The organism is Micromonospora sp. NPDC005206, assembly GCF_040608175.1.
In the GTDB taxonomy this organism is placed as follows: Bacteria; Actinomycetota; Actinomycetes; order Mycobacteriales; family Micromonosporaceae; genus Micromonospora.
Window position 1 is genome coordinate 1 of the sequence record NZ_JBEXHU010000005.1, and the last position, 15,273, is coordinate 15,273.

General features: G+C 69.9%; 17 protein-coding genes. 3 read left to right on the top strand and 14 right to left on the bottom strand.

All coding sequences use genetic code 11. From position 1 onward, the window contains the following. Window positions 1–743: 743 nt before the first annotated feature. From ABZU69_RS08110 to ABZU69_RS08140, 7 genes are all read right to left on the bottom strand, one after another. Window positions 744–2,249, bottom strand: a complete 1,506-nt coding sequence (locus tag ABZU69_RS08110; RefSeq protein WP_354963675.1) for a hypothetical protein — start codon at window positions 2,247–2,249, stop codon at window positions 744–746. A gap of 60 nt (window positions 2,250–2,309) precedes the next feature. Beyond that, window positions 2,310–2,684, bottom strand: coding sequence for a VOC family protein (locus tag ABZU69_RS08115; RefSeq protein ID WP_354963676.1), 375 nt, complete (start codon window positions 2,682–2,684; stop codon window positions 2,310–2,312). 64 nt (window positions 2,685–2,748) lie between these two features. Then, window positions 2,749–3,030, bottom strand: a complete 282-nt coding sequence (locus ABZU69_RS08120) for a hypothetical protein (RefSeq protein ID WP_354963677.1) — start codon at window positions 3,028–3,030, stop codon at window positions 2,749–2,751. 118 nt (window positions 3,031–3,148) lie between these two features. After that, window positions 3,149–3,880: a class I SAM-dependent methyltransferase gene (locus tag ABZU69_RS08125; RefSeq protein ID WP_354963678.1), complete on the bottom strand. Its 732-nt coding sequence runs from the start codon at window positions 3,878–3,880 to the stop codon at window positions 3,149–3,151. Window positions 3,881–4,109: 229 nt separating this feature from the next. Next, complete coding sequence (locus ABZU69_RS08130) at window positions 4,110–4,472, bottom strand: PH domain-containing protein (protein ID WP_007464929.1); 363 nt, start codon at window positions 4,470–4,472, stop codon at window positions 4,110–4,112. Window positions 4,473–4,741: 269 nt separating this feature from the next. Next, on the bottom strand, window positions 4,742–4,891 hold the full coding sequence (locus ABZU69_RS08135) for a hypothetical protein (protein WP_354963679.1): 150 nt from the start codon (window positions 4,889–4,891) through the stop codon (window positions 4,742–4,744). Next, window positions 4,888–5,778, bottom strand: a complete 891-nt coding sequence (locus ABZU69_RS08140) for a LysR family transcriptional regulator (protein ID WP_354963680.1) — start codon at window positions 5,776–5,778, stop codon at window positions 4,888–4,890. Before ABZU69_RS08140 ends, ABZU69_RS08135 begins: the two co-directional genes overlap by 4 nt. A 118-nt stretch (window positions 5,779–5,896) precedes the next feature. On the opposite strand from ABZU69_RS08140, the gene ABZU69_RS08145 reads away from it, so the two are divergent. Both ABZU69_RS08145 and ABZU69_RS08150 read left to right on the top strand, forming a co-directional pair. Then, window positions 5,897–6,250 (top strand): DUF1801 domain-containing protein, encoded by a 354-nt coding sequence (locus tag ABZU69_RS08145; RefSeq protein ID WP_354963681.1) that lies wholly within the window; start codon window positions 5,897–5,899, stop codon window positions 6,248–6,250. Further along, window positions 6,247–6,681 (top strand): VOC family protein, encoded by a 435-nt coding sequence (locus tag ABZU69_RS08150; RefSeq protein ID WP_354963682.1) that lies wholly within the window; start codon window positions 6,247–6,249, stop codon window positions 6,679–6,681. The genes ABZU69_RS08145 and ABZU69_RS08150 overlap by 4 nt, the downstream gene beginning before the upstream one ends. 24 nt (window positions 6,682–6,705) lie before the next feature. Here the strand turns inward: ABZU69_RS08150 and ABZU69_RS08155 are convergent, their stop codons facing one another. After that, complete coding sequence (locus tag ABZU69_RS08155) at window positions 6,706–7,014, bottom strand: 4a-hydroxytetrahydrobiopterin dehydratase (protein ID WP_089019073.1); 309 nt, start codon at window positions 7,012–7,014, stop codon at window positions 6,706–6,708. Window positions 7,015–7,197: 183 nt separating this feature from the next. Here ABZU69_RS08155 and ABZU69_RS08160 point away from each other — a divergent pair, with 183 nt between their 5' ends. Then, window positions 7,198–7,653: a (deoxy)nucleoside triphosphate pyrophosphohydrolase gene (locus ABZU69_RS08160; RefSeq protein ID WP_354963683.1), complete on the top strand. Its 456-nt coding sequence runs from the start codon at window positions 7,198–7,200 to the stop codon at window positions 7,651–7,653. 114 nt (window positions 7,654–7,767) lie between these two features. On the opposite strand, the gene ABZU69_RS08165 is transcribed toward ABZU69_RS08160, so the two are convergent. From ABZU69_RS08165 to ABZU69_RS08190, 6 genes are all read right to left on the bottom strand, one after another. Continuing rightward, complete coding sequence (locus ABZU69_RS08165) at window positions 7,768–8,835, bottom strand: succinate dehydrogenase/fumarate reductase iron-sulfur subunit (protein WP_354963684.1); 1,068 nt, start codon at window positions 8,833–8,835, stop codon at window positions 7,768–7,770. After that, window positions 8,832–10,760: a fumarate reductase/succinate dehydrogenase flavoprotein subunit gene (locus ABZU69_RS08170; RefSeq protein WP_354963685.1), complete on the bottom strand. Its 1,929-nt coding sequence runs from the start codon at window positions 10,758–10,760 to the stop codon at window positions 8,832–8,834. The genes ABZU69_RS08165 and ABZU69_RS08170 overlap by 4 nt, the downstream gene beginning before the upstream one ends. A 12-nt stretch (window positions 10,761–10,772) precedes the next feature. After that, complete coding sequence (locus ABZU69_RS08175; protein ID WP_354963686.1) at window positions 10,773–11,579, bottom strand: hypothetical protein; 807 nt, start codon at window positions 11,577–11,579, stop codon at window positions 10,773–10,775. A 264-nt stretch (window positions 11,580–11,843) separates the two neighbouring features. Then, window positions 11,844–13,250 (bottom strand): metallopeptidase TldD-related protein, encoded by a 1,407-nt coding sequence (locus ABZU69_RS08180; protein ID WP_354963687.1) that lies wholly within the window; start codon window positions 13,248–13,250, stop codon window positions 11,844–11,846. Then, window positions 13,247–14,683: a TldD/PmbA family protein gene (locus ABZU69_RS08185; protein WP_354963688.1), complete on the bottom strand. Its 1,437-nt coding sequence runs from the start codon at window positions 14,681–14,683 to the stop codon at window positions 13,247–13,249. Before ABZU69_RS08185 ends, ABZU69_RS08180 begins: the two co-directional genes overlap by 4 nt. A gap of 33 nt (window positions 14,684–14,716) precedes the next feature. Then, on the bottom strand, window positions 14,717–15,268 hold the full coding sequence (locus ABZU69_RS08190) for a Uma2 family endonuclease (RefSeq protein ID WP_354963689.1): 552 nt from the start codon (window positions 15,266–15,268) through the stop codon (window positions 14,717–14,719). Window positions 15,269–15,273: the final 5 nt, after the last annotated feature.

The window sequence follows — 15,273 nt, forward strand, 5'->3', positions numbered from 1 at the left end:
GAGCGCGACAGCGATGGGGCCGGCGATTCCCCGTCCCCGCCACCATGGCAGGGGTGGCCTACGAGGCCCGATCTCGATGACGTCCATCTCGTTGTCGCGAGATTGCGATCCGCTAGTGATGGCACCGACCTCCGGTCTGGTTGGTCCATCGGCATTGACGCCCTTCATGCATCCAAGATATGTCGGACAGCCAGAACGCGTGGGCCCGAAGCAGCAAACCGAGCAGCCAAGCCTGCAAGTCGTGGCGGACACTGGCGGACGTCAGAAGAAGCTCGACAAGGACCGGGGCCACGCCGACAAGCAGGCCGCGGCGGACTCGTAATGCATAGGTCGTGGCGACAGCAACGGCGACAGCAACCGAGGCGCGTTGCACCAGCCACAGACGGGGATCGGCCGTCACGGCAGGCGAGGCGACACGGCGACGGCCATCGCTCGGTGTGTGCCTCTTAATCCGCTGGTCTGGAGGCGACCGGAGTCACCAGTCATGTAGCCACGGCGGTGCACCGGGCCGGACGTCTCGGGACCTGTCCGGACCAGCTGGGCATCGAGCGAGCCTGACCGGGGGTCGACCACTCCTGGCGGTGTGGGGCACCCAGGGGGCACACGACACTGTCAAACGTCGGCAATCAGCCACCGCCGATGGCAGGCCGAGACGCCGTGAGAGCAGGTGTCGCCGGCCGTTCACGCTGGTGGCGGGACAGCGGCTCTATGTTCCGCTTCAACGTCTGAATTGGCTGGACCGGCTATCTCGGCCGCATCGATCCTGACTCCCGCCCTGTCGCTCGGCGGAACCGTCGCGGAGGCAGGACGGACCGGAGCTTGTCGGCTGCCTGAGCGAAGTCGGAGATGGCGGTGACGCAGCCATGGCCGATGTGGGCGAGCCAGAGCGAGCCGTCCCGCTCGGCGACGAGCGCCTGAGACAGCGGAACGGTGTGCACGTTGCCGTCACCATCCACCGTGGAAATCGCGTCCGTGCCGATGATCAGCGAGCCCTTGTTGCCGAACCGCTTCATGAGCGTCGGCCTGACCACCTCACCTGCCGGCACGAAGCGGGTGCTGGGGCAGGAGACATCGGTGGTGCCAAGAAGATCCGGTCGCGATCCGTACGGCACGACGATCATGGCGGATGAGAGCCAGTCCGACATGACGTCCCGCGCCGCTGTCGGAGTGAGGCCAGTCAGCTCGGTGAGTGAATCGGAGTAGTAATGCTCGGTTGTGCCGAACAACTCCAGGTGGGTCGCGGGTTCGAGCTCTTGGATCGGCCGCATCCAGGCCAGCGCCTCATACGTGGGCACGAGGACCGCGGGTAGGGCCAGGTTCCTAATCGCCTCCGGGTTGGCCATGTCCACCTGGTCGAGCCCTTCGTGCACAAGTCTTCGCAGCTCGGCCCAGAGCAGTTCCGCCGCGGTAGCAGCTTCGAAATTCTTGGCTTTCCTGTCGTCCTGCGGGGTGACCCTCAGCCCGAGTTGGTGCCGCGTACTGTCGACGACCTCGAACATGAGTTCAGCGCCGTTGCCGAGCCCGGCCCGCTGTACTGCTTGGCCGACTCGCAACTGCAGCGCCCGCATCAGCAGAAGCGCTTCCACGCTGGGTGCGGCACCGACGACCAGCGCGACCCCGCGAACCTCATCGGCGTACCAGACCGGACCCGATTGGTGGTTCACGAGGTGTGTGCCGTGGGTGATTCGCGGACCAGCGGGCAATCGAAGTCGCATCGCCCCAGGCGCTTCGGCGGTCACGGCGAGGACGGCGTTGCCGCTAGTGAAGAACCTCTCCACATGTTGTCTGATCTCGTCAGCCGTGAAGAGCCGGTAATCCACCGCGGGCCAGCGCGACAGGCCATGTCCGCGCGACCCGAAACGCCGCGCGAGCAGTGCTCCCCAGGGGTCGAGCACGCCCTCGTCGATGTTGAAGATGTCCCGGCTGTCTGCCTCGACGTCCGCGACAGCATCGGACAGGTCCTCCGGCGGAAGATCGCTGATAGCCGAGCAGATGGCGGTGAAGTGTTCCGCGATCTGCTCGGGAGTGCCGGCCGCGAGGAACGACGTCTCGTTCACCCAGGTGTCGTTCGAGTATTTCTCCGCGACGTGAGGATCGGACCATTCCACCAGGTGCTGCACCAGATGATTCAGGCCGACGGAGTCGATCTCTTCGTCGCGGGTGCCACAGCCGAACGTCAGCGATGCGGCCAGCATGCCCGGCAGATTTCGTTGGAGGACCGTAACTCCATCTATCTCCTCACGGTGCATGCGCGGATCGTAAGGCGACCGGTCAAGCTCGTGGGCTGCCGCCGCGCGGGTGACCCGGTGCTACCGCTCGGCCCAGGCACCCAGCTCGTTGCCGCTGGGGTCGGTGAAGTGGAATCGCCGGCCACCGGGGAACTCGTACGGCCCATTGACGACCTGCCCGCCGGCGGCCTTCACCGCCTGCACCGACCGGTCGAGGTCGGCCGAGTAGAGCAGCACCAGCGGGCCGCCCGCCCGGACTGCCTGGTCCACGCGCAGGCCGCCGACCTCGGGCGCGGAGTCGCCCTGCGGGCTCCGGATGCCGGCGTACCCCGGGCCGTAGTCGTTGAACTGCCAGTCGAACGCTTCGGCGTAGAAGCGTTTGGCCTGGTCGAGGTCGGTGACCGTGAACTCCACATAGTCGATGGCGTGGTGTTGGTGCGCAGATGACTCAGACATGCTCCGCATCGTGCCCGCCGGGTACGACATGGCCAGTGCGGCGCAGGCCCCCAGGTGCGCGCGATCACCGGTCCGGGTGGTCGTCCTCAACGCGAGGACGGTCAGCAGGTGTGTCTGCTCGCGGTGGGCTCTCGCCGCCGAGTAGCGCCGCCCGCAGGCGGGCGTTCTCGCGTGCGGCGCGGCGGTTCGGGCGGATGCCGGCGACGATGACGCCCACCCAGGCGAGGGCTACCAGCCCCCAGCCGATCCAGTAAACCGGGCCGTCGTTGGACCCCTCCACGACCAGGCCCACGACCAACAGGATCACCGACAGTGCCCTGACGACCAGGCGGGTCCGTCTGCTCATGGCGGGAACCTCGCTTCCGCTGACGGAGGTCGACTCCGGTTCCGTGGAGGTCGGGTGTCAGTGACACCGTGACACATCGACACCACCGGCTTCCGGCCCCGGAGTCGACCAACCGCCGCTACTCCGCTCGGTAGACGGAGATGTGGGCCGTGCTGTCCGCCTCGAACGGTCGCCGGTGCCAGTCGGCGTACCGCTCGGTGAGCCGGAGCCCGGCCTGCTGCGCCATCGCGTCGATCTGGTGCGGCCAGGCGTATCGCATCGCGAACGGCTTCAGGTGTACGCCGTCGCCGTCGAAGGTGATGGTCTGCCGGATGAACCGCTGCGCCGGCCGGTCGTACCGGTGCAGCCGGATCGTCGCGGAGTCCTCGGTCACGGCGCGGACCTGCACCTGCTCGTCCCGGTCGAAGCTGCGCGGGTCGGGCACGAACGCCTCGACGACGAACGCGCCGCCGGGCGACAGCACCCGGGCGACGTTGCGGAAGCAGTCCGCCTGCCGCTCGGCGTCCACCAGGTTGAACAGCGTGTTGAAGACCAGGTACGCCAGCTGGAACTGGCCCGGCACTCCTACGTCGGCCATGTCACCGACCACCACGGGGATCTGGTCGCCGCCGGGCTTGGCCCGCAGTTGCGCCATCATCTCCTCGGACGCCTCAACGCCCTGCACGCCGAGGCCACGCCCGGCGAGTGGCAGCGCGACCCGGCCGGTGCCGATCGCCAGTTCGAGGACCGGACCGCCGTTGGCCAGATCGGCCAGGAAATCCACGGCGGGCGCCGGGTCGGGGTTGGTGCCGTCGTCGTAGCCGGCGGCCCACAGCCGGCCGAAGAGGCCGGGATCGTCGAAGACCGACATTAGCGGCCTCCGGGGTTGGTGTCAGTGGCGCCCAGCAGCGCCGTGGTCAGGGGAACAGGTGTGCTCACGAAGTCTCGATTCCTCAGGTCGGATGACGTTCGGTCGGGGGGACTTCGCTGTGTCGGGCATGGCGGCTGCTCCCTTCGCGCGGCTGTCGAGTCAGGACAGCAGCGCCTGCCGGGCCCGGCAAGGCATTTACCTCAGCCGGGGCCACGGCAGACCGGGTTGGTCAGGAGATGTGGTGCAGGATCACGTTGTGCACGTGGTGGCTCTTCTGCGCGCCACGGAACTCCACCTCGTAGGTGTGCGTGCCGACGTGGATGGCGATCGCCCCGGTGGAGAAGAACGTGCCGCCCCAGGACTTGTTGCTGACCACGCTCACGCTGGTGATCTTCGAGTACGGGATGCTGGTGATCGCATGCCGCTTCCCGACGAACGAGCGGTCCTGGATGATCACGCGCCGGTCGGTCAGCCCGATGAATCCGGTGCCGGTGCCGACAGCGTCGTAGACGGCGATGATCTGCTCACCGTCGAGGAGTCCACTCTCGATCTGCTGGACCTGCTCCTTGCGGTCGTACGCGATGTTCGCCATGCGGACCAGGCTAGGCAACCGGCGCCAGCCGGCTGCTGTGGGCGACGACCAGGAACTCGCCGTCGCCCTGGCCGACGGGCTCACGGTGCCAGCCGCCGTGGATCCGGTCCACGGTGAAACCCGCGGCGGCCAGGGAGTCGCGGAGCTGCGCTTCGGAGCGGAAGCGCAGCGACGCCGAGCTGAGCAGTTCCGCGCCGTCGGCGAAGCGGTAGTGGTGGGTGAAGCTGACCGTGCCGTCGCCGTCCGGCAGCCTGATCAGCCGCCGGGCGTCAGCGCCCGGTGCCGTAGCCCAGGTCGAGGACCCGGGCGGCCGGGGTCTCGTCGACCACCGCCCGGAAGAAGTCGTCGTCCGGCCCCCACGCGCACTCGGCGTCGTAGACCTGGACCGGGCGGAGATGACCGAACTCGCCGTGTCTCATCGGTCCGCGTTGTTCGCGTCGGTCGCCGCGCGGACGAACTCCCGTACCCGGGTGGTGGTGTTGCTGGCCAGCCACACCGGGCCTCGCTCGATGGGTGGCGCGTCGTGGATCGGCACGTACGCCACGTCGGGGCGTGGGTAGTAGCGGCGGGTGTGCTCGCCCACCGGCAGCACGCCCCGGCCCATCGCCACCAGCGTCAGCATCTCGGAGAAGGTGTTCCCGGCGGGGCCCTTCGGCACCGGCCGGCCGGACGGGGTGCTCTCCGGGGTCCGGTCCCGCTTGAACTCCGCCGACGTCACCGACGGGTACTGCACCACGGGATGGTCGGCGAGCACCTCCAGCGACACGGACCGTTGCCGGGTGAGCGGGTGATCCGCGGCCACCGCCAGCATCCGGTCCTCGGACAGCAGCGCCGGGCCGTTGACCATCCCGTCGAACGGGTACGAGGCGATCAGCACGTCGGTCGAGCCGTCGAGCAGGCCGGACCGGGTGGTGGACAACTGCGCCTCGTGCACCTCCACCCGGCAGTCGGGGTGCCGTTCGGAGAACAGGGCCACCGCACGGAGCAGCACCGGCGCCGTCCACTCGCCGAGGAACGCCACCCGCAGCGTCCCGGTGACGCCCCGGCCGGCGTCGACCGCCCGGCGGACCGCCTCGTCGATCCCGGCCACGTGCGGGGCCAGGTCGTCGGCGAGTTGCCGCCCGATCGGGGTGAGCCGGACGACCCGACTGGTCCGGGCGAACAGCGGTGCCCCGATCTGGCGCTCCAGCTTCTTGATGACGTGACTGACCCTGCCGGTGCTGACCCGTAGTCGCTCGGCGGTCCGGCCGAAGTGCAGCTCCTCGGCGAGGGTCAGGAACGTCTCGACCTCGTACCGCTCCAGCACGTCGCTCCCACCGTTGACCTGTGGTCAACGATCGTAGCGGCAACCGGTCTTGGTCCGCGGCCCCCGTCGGCGGATCGTGAAGTCGGCAAGGAAACCCGCCCGATTGAGAGGCTGCGAGATGAGCATCGACGACTACCTGGCCGGCCTGGCCGGCCCGCTCCGCGAGATAGGGGAGAAGCTGACGCCCGTCATCGCGGACGCCCTGCCCGGGGCGACCGGCGCGATGTGGCACGGCCACCCGGTGTGGAGTCTGGGCGACCGGCCCGGTCAGCGCCCGGTCTGCCTGCTCAAGGGGTACGGGTCCTACGTCACCTTCGGGCTGTGGCGGGGGCAGGAGATCGCCGACCCCTCCGGGCGACTGGTGCCCGCCGCGCGGGCGATGGCGGTGGTGAAGCTGCACGGCGTCGCGGACATCGACCCGGCCCTGTTCACCGACTGGCTGCGTGCGGCGGCCGCGCTGGAGGAGGCGTGAGCGAGCGCAGCGAGCGAACCAGCAGACACGGCAGCGCGGTGCGGGTAACCGGCTTCGACCACCTGGTGCTGACCGTCACGGACGTGGAGCGGGCCCTGGACTTCTATTGCGGCCGGCTCGGGTTCGCGCCGGTACGGGTCGATGAGTGGCGGGCCGGAACCGTCCCGTTCCCGTCGGTGCGGATCAGTCCCGAGAGCATCATCGACCTCGTCCGGGGCGACCCGCAGGGCACGAACGTCGATCACTTCTGCCTGGTGGTGGCGCCGCTGGACTGGGCGCAGGTGATCGACTCGGGCGTCTTCACGGTGCTGACCGGGCCGGTCAACCGGTTCGGCGCCCGCGGCTCGGCAACCTCGATCTACGTGCGGGACCCGGACGGCAACTCGGTGGAGCTGCGCTGGTATCCGCAGGACGCCCGCGCCGGTGCTTAACGGAAAATGCCTCGCAACGAGCGGTCAGGACTCGGTGACCGCGCGGTAGGCGTCTTCGATGCGGGCCGCCAGCAGGACCTCGCCCTCGGTCAACGGTTCGCCGTTACCGTGCCCGACCCGGATCTGGGTACTGTCTGACCGGCGGCTGATCTCGGGACGAAGACGCAGCGCGTCGGCGACGACCTTCACCCGTTCAGTCAGCGCCGCGTGTTGGGTATCGTCGATCTCCAGAGTCCGTCGGATCTGCTCGCCCTCACGCGTCCAACCCGATAGCAAGGTCAACGCGTCGGAAAGGTAGTCGTGCTTGGCCCGGCTGTTGAACAGCACGCGCATAACCGCACCCCCCAAGCGCCGTTGCCGGCTTGTGGCCAAATCGTCGCCATCCCGTGTCTTGTCGGTGCCCTCTAGTCTGTCGTCGCTCGGAAGGGGTGTCCACGCCCACACTTCCGTGTTCTGTTGGCCTAGCGGACGGCGACGGTACCCAAACCGCCGATTGATCTGGCACCCTGGACGCCCGTGCGGACCGAACGGGCTAATGGTGGCGGGCAGACCGAACGACGGGACCTGAAGGTGATCGTGGGAGCGGCGATCATCCGGGACGGGCGGGTGCTCGCCTGTGCCCGTTCCGCCCCGCCAGAGGTGGCGGGGATGTGGGAGTTTCCCGGTGGAAAGGTCGAGCCGGGGGAGGCCGAGATTGACGCGCTGGTCCGCGAGTGTGCGGAGGAACTGGCCGTACGCGTGGAGATCGGCGACCGGGTCGGCCGCAACGTGCGGATGGCGCACGGCCGCTCGGTGCTCAAGGTGTACGCCGCCCGGCTGCTGCACGACGATCAGCCGCAGGCCCTGGAGCACTCGGGGCTGCGCTGGCTCTCGGCCGACGAACTGGACTCGGTCACCTGGCTCCCCGCCGACGCCCCCATCGTGGCCGCCCTCCGCCCCCTGCTCGCGGATCCCCGGCCACCGAGCCGTTGATCATGAGGTTGGCGGGCTCGGGGAGCTCTGAAGCGCCCGCCAACCTCATGATCAACGCTGGAAATGGGGACGGGGGCTACCGGTTGTGCCGGTAGCCCCCGTTTTGGTGGTCTTTCAGTGCTTGTCGTCCTGCTCCGGGTGGGCGAAGTTGAGGTGCTCCGGAGGCAGCGGGAAGGTCACGTCGTCGCCGAACGGCGACGGCGCGGCGGCCCGGTCGAAGGTGAGCTCGGTCAGCGGCAGCCTGCCCCGGTCGTCGACCGCCGGCGCGGTCGGGTGTGGCACCTCCCGGTGCCAGTTGACGCCGCTCTGCGCCTGCACCTCAGCCTGCGGGTCGTGCGAACCACCCGCGTGCGAGTGCATGCCACCCTGGCTCGTACTCGGCGACGTCGCCGAGCCCTGACGGGCGGTGGTCACGCTGGTCTGGGGCGTCTCGCCCCGGCGGAAGATCTTGCTACCAAGCCACACAAGGGGATCGTACCTGCCGTCGACGACCCGCTCCTTCATGGGGATGATCCCGTTGTCAGTGATCTTGATGTGCTCGGGGCAAACCTCCGTGCAGCACTTGGTGATGTTGCAGAAGCCGAGGCCCTGTTCGGCCTGCGCGTAATCCTTGCGGTCGGTCCGGGTGTCCAACGGGTGCATGTCCAGCTCGGCCGCCCGGATGAAGTACCGAGGCCCGGAGAACGCCTGCTTGTTCTCGTCGTGGTCGCGGATCACGTGGCAGACGGTCTGGCACAGGAAGCACTCGATGCACTTGCGGAACTCCTGCGAGCGCTCGACGTCGACCTGCTGCATCCGGTAGTCGCCCGGAGCCACGTCCGCCGGCGGAGCGAACGCCGGCGTCTCCCGGGCCTTCTCGTAGTTGAACGAGACGTCGGTGACCAGGTCCCGGATCACCGGGAAGGTGCGCAGCGGGGTGACCGTGACGGTCTCCTCGTCCCCGAAGGTCGACATGCGGGTCATGCAGCCCAGCCGTGGCTTGCCGTTGATCTCCATCGAGCACGAGCCGCACTTGCCGGCCTTGCAGTTCCACCGGCACGCCAGGTCGGGCGCGTCGGTGGCCTGCAGGCGGTGGATGATGTCGAGGACGACCTCGCCCTCGTTCACCTCGACCATGTAGTCCTGCAGGTCACCGCCGGTCTCGTCGCCCCGCCAGATCCGGAACTGACGCTTCGCGCTCATCGGTTGTCCGCCTCTCCAGCGTCGGGGACGAGGGCGTCGATGTCAGCCAGCTCCTCGTCGGTGAGGTACTTGGCCAGCTCCGCCCGGTCGAAGAGGCCGAGCAGCTCCGGCCGCATCTTCGGCAGCGGCTTGCGGGTCAGCCGCACGGTGTCGCCGTCCAGCGCGCAGACCAGGTTGACCTGCCGCCACTTGGGCTCCATCGCCGGATAGTCCTCCCGGGTGTGCCCGCCGCGCGACTCCTGCCGCTCCAACGCCGCCTTCGCGGTGCACTCCGAGACCACCAGCATGTTGCGCAGGTCCAGTGCCAGGTGCCAGCCGGGGTTGTAGCGCCGGCCACCGGCCGCGCTCACCTTCGCCACGCGCTCGCGCAGCTCGGCCAGCCGGCCCAGAGCGTCGGCCAGCTCGCCCTCCCGCCGGATGATCCCGACCAGATCCCCCATGACCGCCTGGAGATCCTGCTGGAGGGTGTACGGGCTCTCGCCCGTGTCCCGCTGCAGCGGGGCCAGCGCGGTCTCCACCGCGGCCTCGACCGCGTCCACGGCCACCTTCGGCCGGGCATCCAGCCCGTCGGCGTAGCTGGCCGCGTGCCCACCCGCCCGCTTGCCGAAGACCAGCAGGTCGGACAGCGAGTTGCCGCCCAGCCGGTTGGAGCCGTGCATACCGCCGGAGACCTCACCGGCGGCGAAGAGCCCCCGAACGTGGCCGAAGGCGGCACCGGAGTCCGGGTCCACCTCGACACCACCCATCACGTAGTGGCAGGTCGGCCCGACCTCCATCGGCTCGGCGGTGATGTCGACGTCGGCCAGCTCCTTGAACTGGTGGTACATCGAAGGCAGCCGCCGGCGGATCTCGTCGGCCGAGCGCCGGCTGGCGATGTCCAGGAAGACGCCGCCGGCGGGGGAGCCCCGACCGGCCTTGACCTCGCTGTTGATCGCGCGGGCCACCTCGTCGCGGGGCAGCAGCTCCGGCGGACGCCGGTTGTTGTCCGGGTCGGTGTACCAGCGGTCCGCCTCCTCCTCGGTCTCCGCGTACTGCTTGCGGAAGACGTCCGGGACGTAGTCGAACATGAACCGCTTGCCGTCGGAGTTCTTCAGTACGCCGCCGTCGCCGCGTACCGATTCGGTGACCAGGATGCCCTTCACCGACGGCGGCCAGACCATGCCGGTCGGGTGGAACTGGAGGAACTCCATGTTGATCAGAGTCGCCCCGGCGCGCAGCGCCAGCGCGTGCCCGTCCCCGGTGTACTCCCAGGAGTTCGAGGTGACCTTGTAGGAGCGCCCGACGCCGCCGGTCGCCAGCACCACGGCCGGCGCCTCGAAGAGGACGAACTCCCCGGACTCCCGGTAGTAGCCGAACGCGCCGGCGACCCGGTCACCGTCCAGCAGCAGCTCGGTGATGGTGGTCTCGGAGAACACCTTGATCCGGGCGTCGTACGAGCCGAACTCCCGGTGGTCCTCCTGCTGGAGCGAGACGATCTTCTGCTGGAGGGTGCGGATCAGCTCCAGGCCGGTCCGGTCACCGACGTGCGCCAGCCGGGGGTACTCGTGGCCGCCGAAGTTGCGCTGGGAGATCTTGCCGTCCTTGGTGCGGTCGAAGAGCGCACCGTACGTCTCCAGCTCCCAGATCCGCTGCGGCGACTCCTTCGCGTGCAGCTCGGCCATCCGGAAGTTGTTGAGGAACTTGCCGCCGCGCATGGTGTCGCGGAAGTGCACCTGCCAGCTGTCCCGGCTGTTCACGTTCCCCATCGCGGCGGCCGCGCCGCCCTCGGCCATCACCGTGTGCGCCTTGCCGAAGAGCGACTTGGAGATGATCGCGGTCTTCTTGCCGGCGAGCCGGGCCTCGATCGCCGCCCGCAGGCCGGCGCCGCCGGCCCCGATCACGACGACGTCGTAGTGGTGTCGTTCGATTCGCGTGGTAGTGGTCATGTCGGGGGCCCTTTAGTTGATGAACCGCAGGTCGGGGAACCAGTCCGCGGCGATCGCCATGATGTAGAAGTCCGTCAGCGCGAGCGTGCCGAGGGTGATCCAGGCGAGCTGCATGTGCCGGACGTTCAACGCCGAGATGAAGGTCCAGGCCCGATAGCGCACCGGGTGCTTGGAGAAGTGCTTGAGCCGGCCGCCGATGATGTGCCGGCAGGAGTGGCAGGAGATGGTGTACGCCCAGAGCATCACCACGTTGACCAGCAGGACGATGTTGCCCAGACCGAAGCCGAAGCCCTTCGGCGAGTGGAAGGCGAGGATCGCGTCCCAGGTGTTGATCAGCGAGATGATCACGGCGGCGTAGAAGAAGTAGCGGTGCAGGTTCTGACCGAGCAGCGGGAAGCGGGTCTCACCGCCGTACTCCTTGTGACCGTCCGGCACGGCGCAGGCCGGCGGGGACAGCCAGAACGACCGGTAGTACGCCTTGCGGTAGTAGTAGCAGGTGAGCCGGAACAGCAGCAGGAACGGCAGGGTCAGCGCCGCGTCCGGAATGATCCACCAGCCGGGCAGGAACCGGCCGAAGTGCGAGGCGCCCTCCACACACCGCTCGGTGACGCAGGGGGAGTAGAACGGGGTCAGGTAGTGGAACTCGTCGACCCAGTAGTAGTCGTGCATGAAGACCCGGACCGTCGCGTACGCGATCCAGGCGCTCAGCCCGATCACGGTGATCAGCGGGGCGAACCACCAGCGGTCGGTACGCAACGTCTTCGCCGCGATGGCGGCGCGCGCCCGCGCTCCCCGCGGCCTCGTTGCCGTTGATGTCATTCGAGTCGTCTCCTCGACGGGCCCGTACGGGCGGGCTGATCTTCTCCGGTCGGCACGCGGACCGGCGAACCCGCACCCGCTGCCACGTCATGCGCACACCAACAACCACGCCGGATCGACCGGCGCAGCTAAGTGACACACGTTACGCCGATCTTTGCGAGCCGTCCCCGCAAGGGACCGTCCCGTGTGTCCGACCTGCGGAAAAGCCCTGGTAAGCCGGTCAATGGCGCGGTGTTAAGAACGTCACTGTCCCGCCCCGCCCGCTCAGCCGGAGGCACCCCCGGTGAAGTGCCACGACGCCAGTCGCACCGGTGGCGCCGCCCACCAGGCACCGTCCACCCGGTCCGGTTGGCGTACCGGCCGCGCGCCCAGCCCGAGCACCGCGCCCGGCCCGAGCGCCCGCGGGTACGACTCGGTGAACCGCAGATCGCGGACCGCCCGCACCACCGTGCCGTCCTCGACCAGCCAGACGCCGTTGCGGGTCAACCCGGTGACGACGAGGCTCTTCGGGTCGAGCACCCGCGTGTACCAGAGGTCGGTGACCAGCAGCCCCCGACGTACGCCGGCGACCAGCGCCGCGGTGTCCGAGTCGACGACGGCGCCGGCCGCCGCGCCGGTGGTGCTCCGGCCCACCGGGCTGGCGGGGCCGGCCACCGCGCCGGACAGGCGCAGGTTGCGGGCCATCGGGCCCCAGGTGGCACCGCCCGCGACCGCGTGCCCGGTGGACTCCGCGCCCGCCTCGACGGCGGTGCGCCGGTCGTGTGCCACCGCCCGGGTGGTGCCCGCCTCGACCAGGGTCAGCGCCCGCCGGCCGGTGCCCTCGGCGTCGAACGGCAGCCCCGACGCACTGAGCGGGTCGTCCACCAGGGTCACCGTCCGGTCGAACTGGTCCGCCCCCGGCTCGGCGAAGGACTGCCGCTCGGCGTACCGCTTGCCGTTGAAGCCGTACCAGGAGAGGTTCTGCAGCAGGTCCGCCACGGCGGCCGGTTCGAACACCACCTCGTAGTGCCCCGGTGGCAGCTCGATCGGGTCGGCCGCGGCCTGGGCCTTGGCAGCGGCACGTCCACCCAGCTCGGCGCCGTCGATGTCGGACAGCCGGTCGGCGCACTGCCGGGCCACCCCGTCCGCGCCGGCCTGGCGGGCGATGCCGTCCATCGCCGCCTCCACCGAGCGGCCGTGCGCGGTGTGCCCCGCCGAGTTGGCGTACGCCGACGATCGGTGCGCGGTGCGGCAGTAGCCCGCCGTGGTGAGACCCCCGGCGGCGGCCACGAACGCGCGGACCCGGTCGGCCCGCTGATCCGGCTCGGCGTGCGCGGTGGCCTCGTCGACGGGCGGGGCGAGCGGCGCGGGCGTGGGCGGGGCCAGCCCCGGCCAGCCCGGGTCGGGCGGGCAGAGCCGCGCCGCGGCCAGGGTGCGCTCGACCAGCGCGCGCAACCCGTCGGCGGTGACGACGCTGCCGCTGCCGGCGGCGGTCCGCCCGTCGACGTGCACCCGTAGCCGGATTCCGACGGTCGACTCGGCGACGTTCTGGTGGATGGCCGAGTTGGCGAACCGGGTCAGCGCCAGATCGGCGCGGGTCACCACCGCCTCGGCCTGCGCGGCCGGGCCGCCGAGACGCCGGACCAGCTCGATGACCTGCGCGGCAAGCTCCAGCTCCGTCGGCCCGCTCATGCCGACACCCCCACCCGGACGTTGCGGAAGCGGGCGGGCGCGGCCGGATGGCCGGTGTGCCCGGTCTGGCCGGGCTGGCCCTTGCCGCAGTTGGGCGTCCCCCAGGGCACCGTCTCGCCGGAGAGCATGTCCATCGAGCGCCAGAAGAGCGGGCCGATCCCGGTGTAGGTGGGGTTGCGCAGCATCCGCCCGCGCCGACCCTTCTTGATCTCCCAGCCGACCTCGCAGCCGAACTGGAAGTTGAGGCGCTTGTCGTCGATCGACCAGGATCGGTTGAGGTCCATCAGCACCCCGTCGTCGGTGGCCGCGATGATCTCGTCCAGCGTGTGCGGGCCCGGTTCGAGGCCCACGTTGGTCATTCGCACCATCGGCAGCCGGGCCCACCCGTCGGCGCGTACGCTGCCGCCGTAGTCCAGGCTGGCCATGGCGGCCGAGTCCCGGCCGGCGAGCACACCCACCCACCGCCCGTCGCGGACCGCGTCCCGCTTGACCGCCGGGGAGCCCTCGTCGTCGAAGCCGAAGCTGCCCAGCGCGCCGGGGATGGTCGGGTCGATGGTGATGTTCATCAGTTCGGAGCCGTAGCGCAGCGAGCCGAGCTGGGCCAGGTCCAGCCAGGACGTGCCGGCGAACGCGGCCTCCCAGCCGAGGATCCGGTCCAGCTCGATGGCGTGCCCGACCGACTCGTGGATCTGCAGGGCCAACTGCTCGCCGCCGAGGATCAGATCCGTCTCGCCGGCGGGGCAGGGCGGTGCGGTGAGCAGCGCCCGGGACTCCTCGGCGATCTGCGCGGCGTGGGCGGCCAGGTCGAGCGACTCGACCAGCTCCCAACCGGTGGTGCCGTACTGCCCCCGGTAGCTGGGCCAGGAGCGACGCTGCGTCTCGCCGTCACCGATCGAGGTGGCCGAGATGCCGCCGCCGCACTCGCGGATCCGCTGGTCGATCCGGTGGCCCTCGCTGGAGACGAACCACTTGGCGGTGTCCCAGATCTGGTACAGCCCCTCGGCCAGGTCGGCGCCGTGCTCGGCCATCGTGCGGGTCGCGCCGACCAGCAGGTCGCCCTTGTCCGACAGGGGCACCCCGAGCGGATCGATCTGGCAGCCCGAGGCCCAGCTCGCGGTGACCGCCTCGACCGGCACCAGGTCGACCGGCGGGCCGGGCACCCGCGCGCTCGCCGTGGCGATCCGAGCCGCGCGCCGGCCGGCGTCGCGGGCGGCGGCATCCGAGAGATCGGGTACGGCATGGAAGCCCCAGCTCGCCCCGACCAGCGCGCGGACGCCGATCCCGATGCTCTCGTCCTGGGTCAGCTCCTCCACGTCGCCGTTGCGCGCGGTCATCGACTCGTAGCGGCGGTGCATCACCCGGGCGTCGGCGTATCGGGCGCCCGCGTCGAGGGCGGCCTGGACGGCGGCGGTGGCCGCGTCGAACTCGGTCATGCGACCGACCCTAGGCCAGCCGACCGACGCCCGTCAGGGGAGCAGATCCTCCGGCCGGATGGTGGCCCGCACGGGCTCCGTCAGCTCCAACACCTCGCCGGCCTTGGTCGTCGACCGCTGCACGTAGTGGGAGTTCTGCCGTTGATAGAGGTGCATCGTCAGGGTCTCCTGCTCGACGAGCAGGTACCACTCGATCCCGGCGGCGGCGTAGACGTGCGGCTTCAGCACCCGGTCAATGATCGCGGTGTGTGGCGCGGCGATCTCTCCGACCAGGAGGACGGCGCTGGCCGGCACGCAGGCTGCGGTGAAGTCGAGCTCCGCCGTCACCACCAGGTCGGGATTGAGGATCCGCCTCGCGTCCAGCCTCAGGTTGATCACCGATAGCAGGGTGCGATCTGCGGCGGCACACCCGGATTTCAAGGCTGTTGCCAGGGCACCGACGATCACCTGGTGGATGACGGTCGGCGGTGGTCCGATGAGCAGTCCGCCGTCGAGGAGTTCGATTCGGCAGGCCGTCTCACCGAGGGCGAGGTAGTCCGGTTCGGTCCAGGGCAGCGGGTGGTCGGCAATTCCCGTGGGTAGCACCTGCC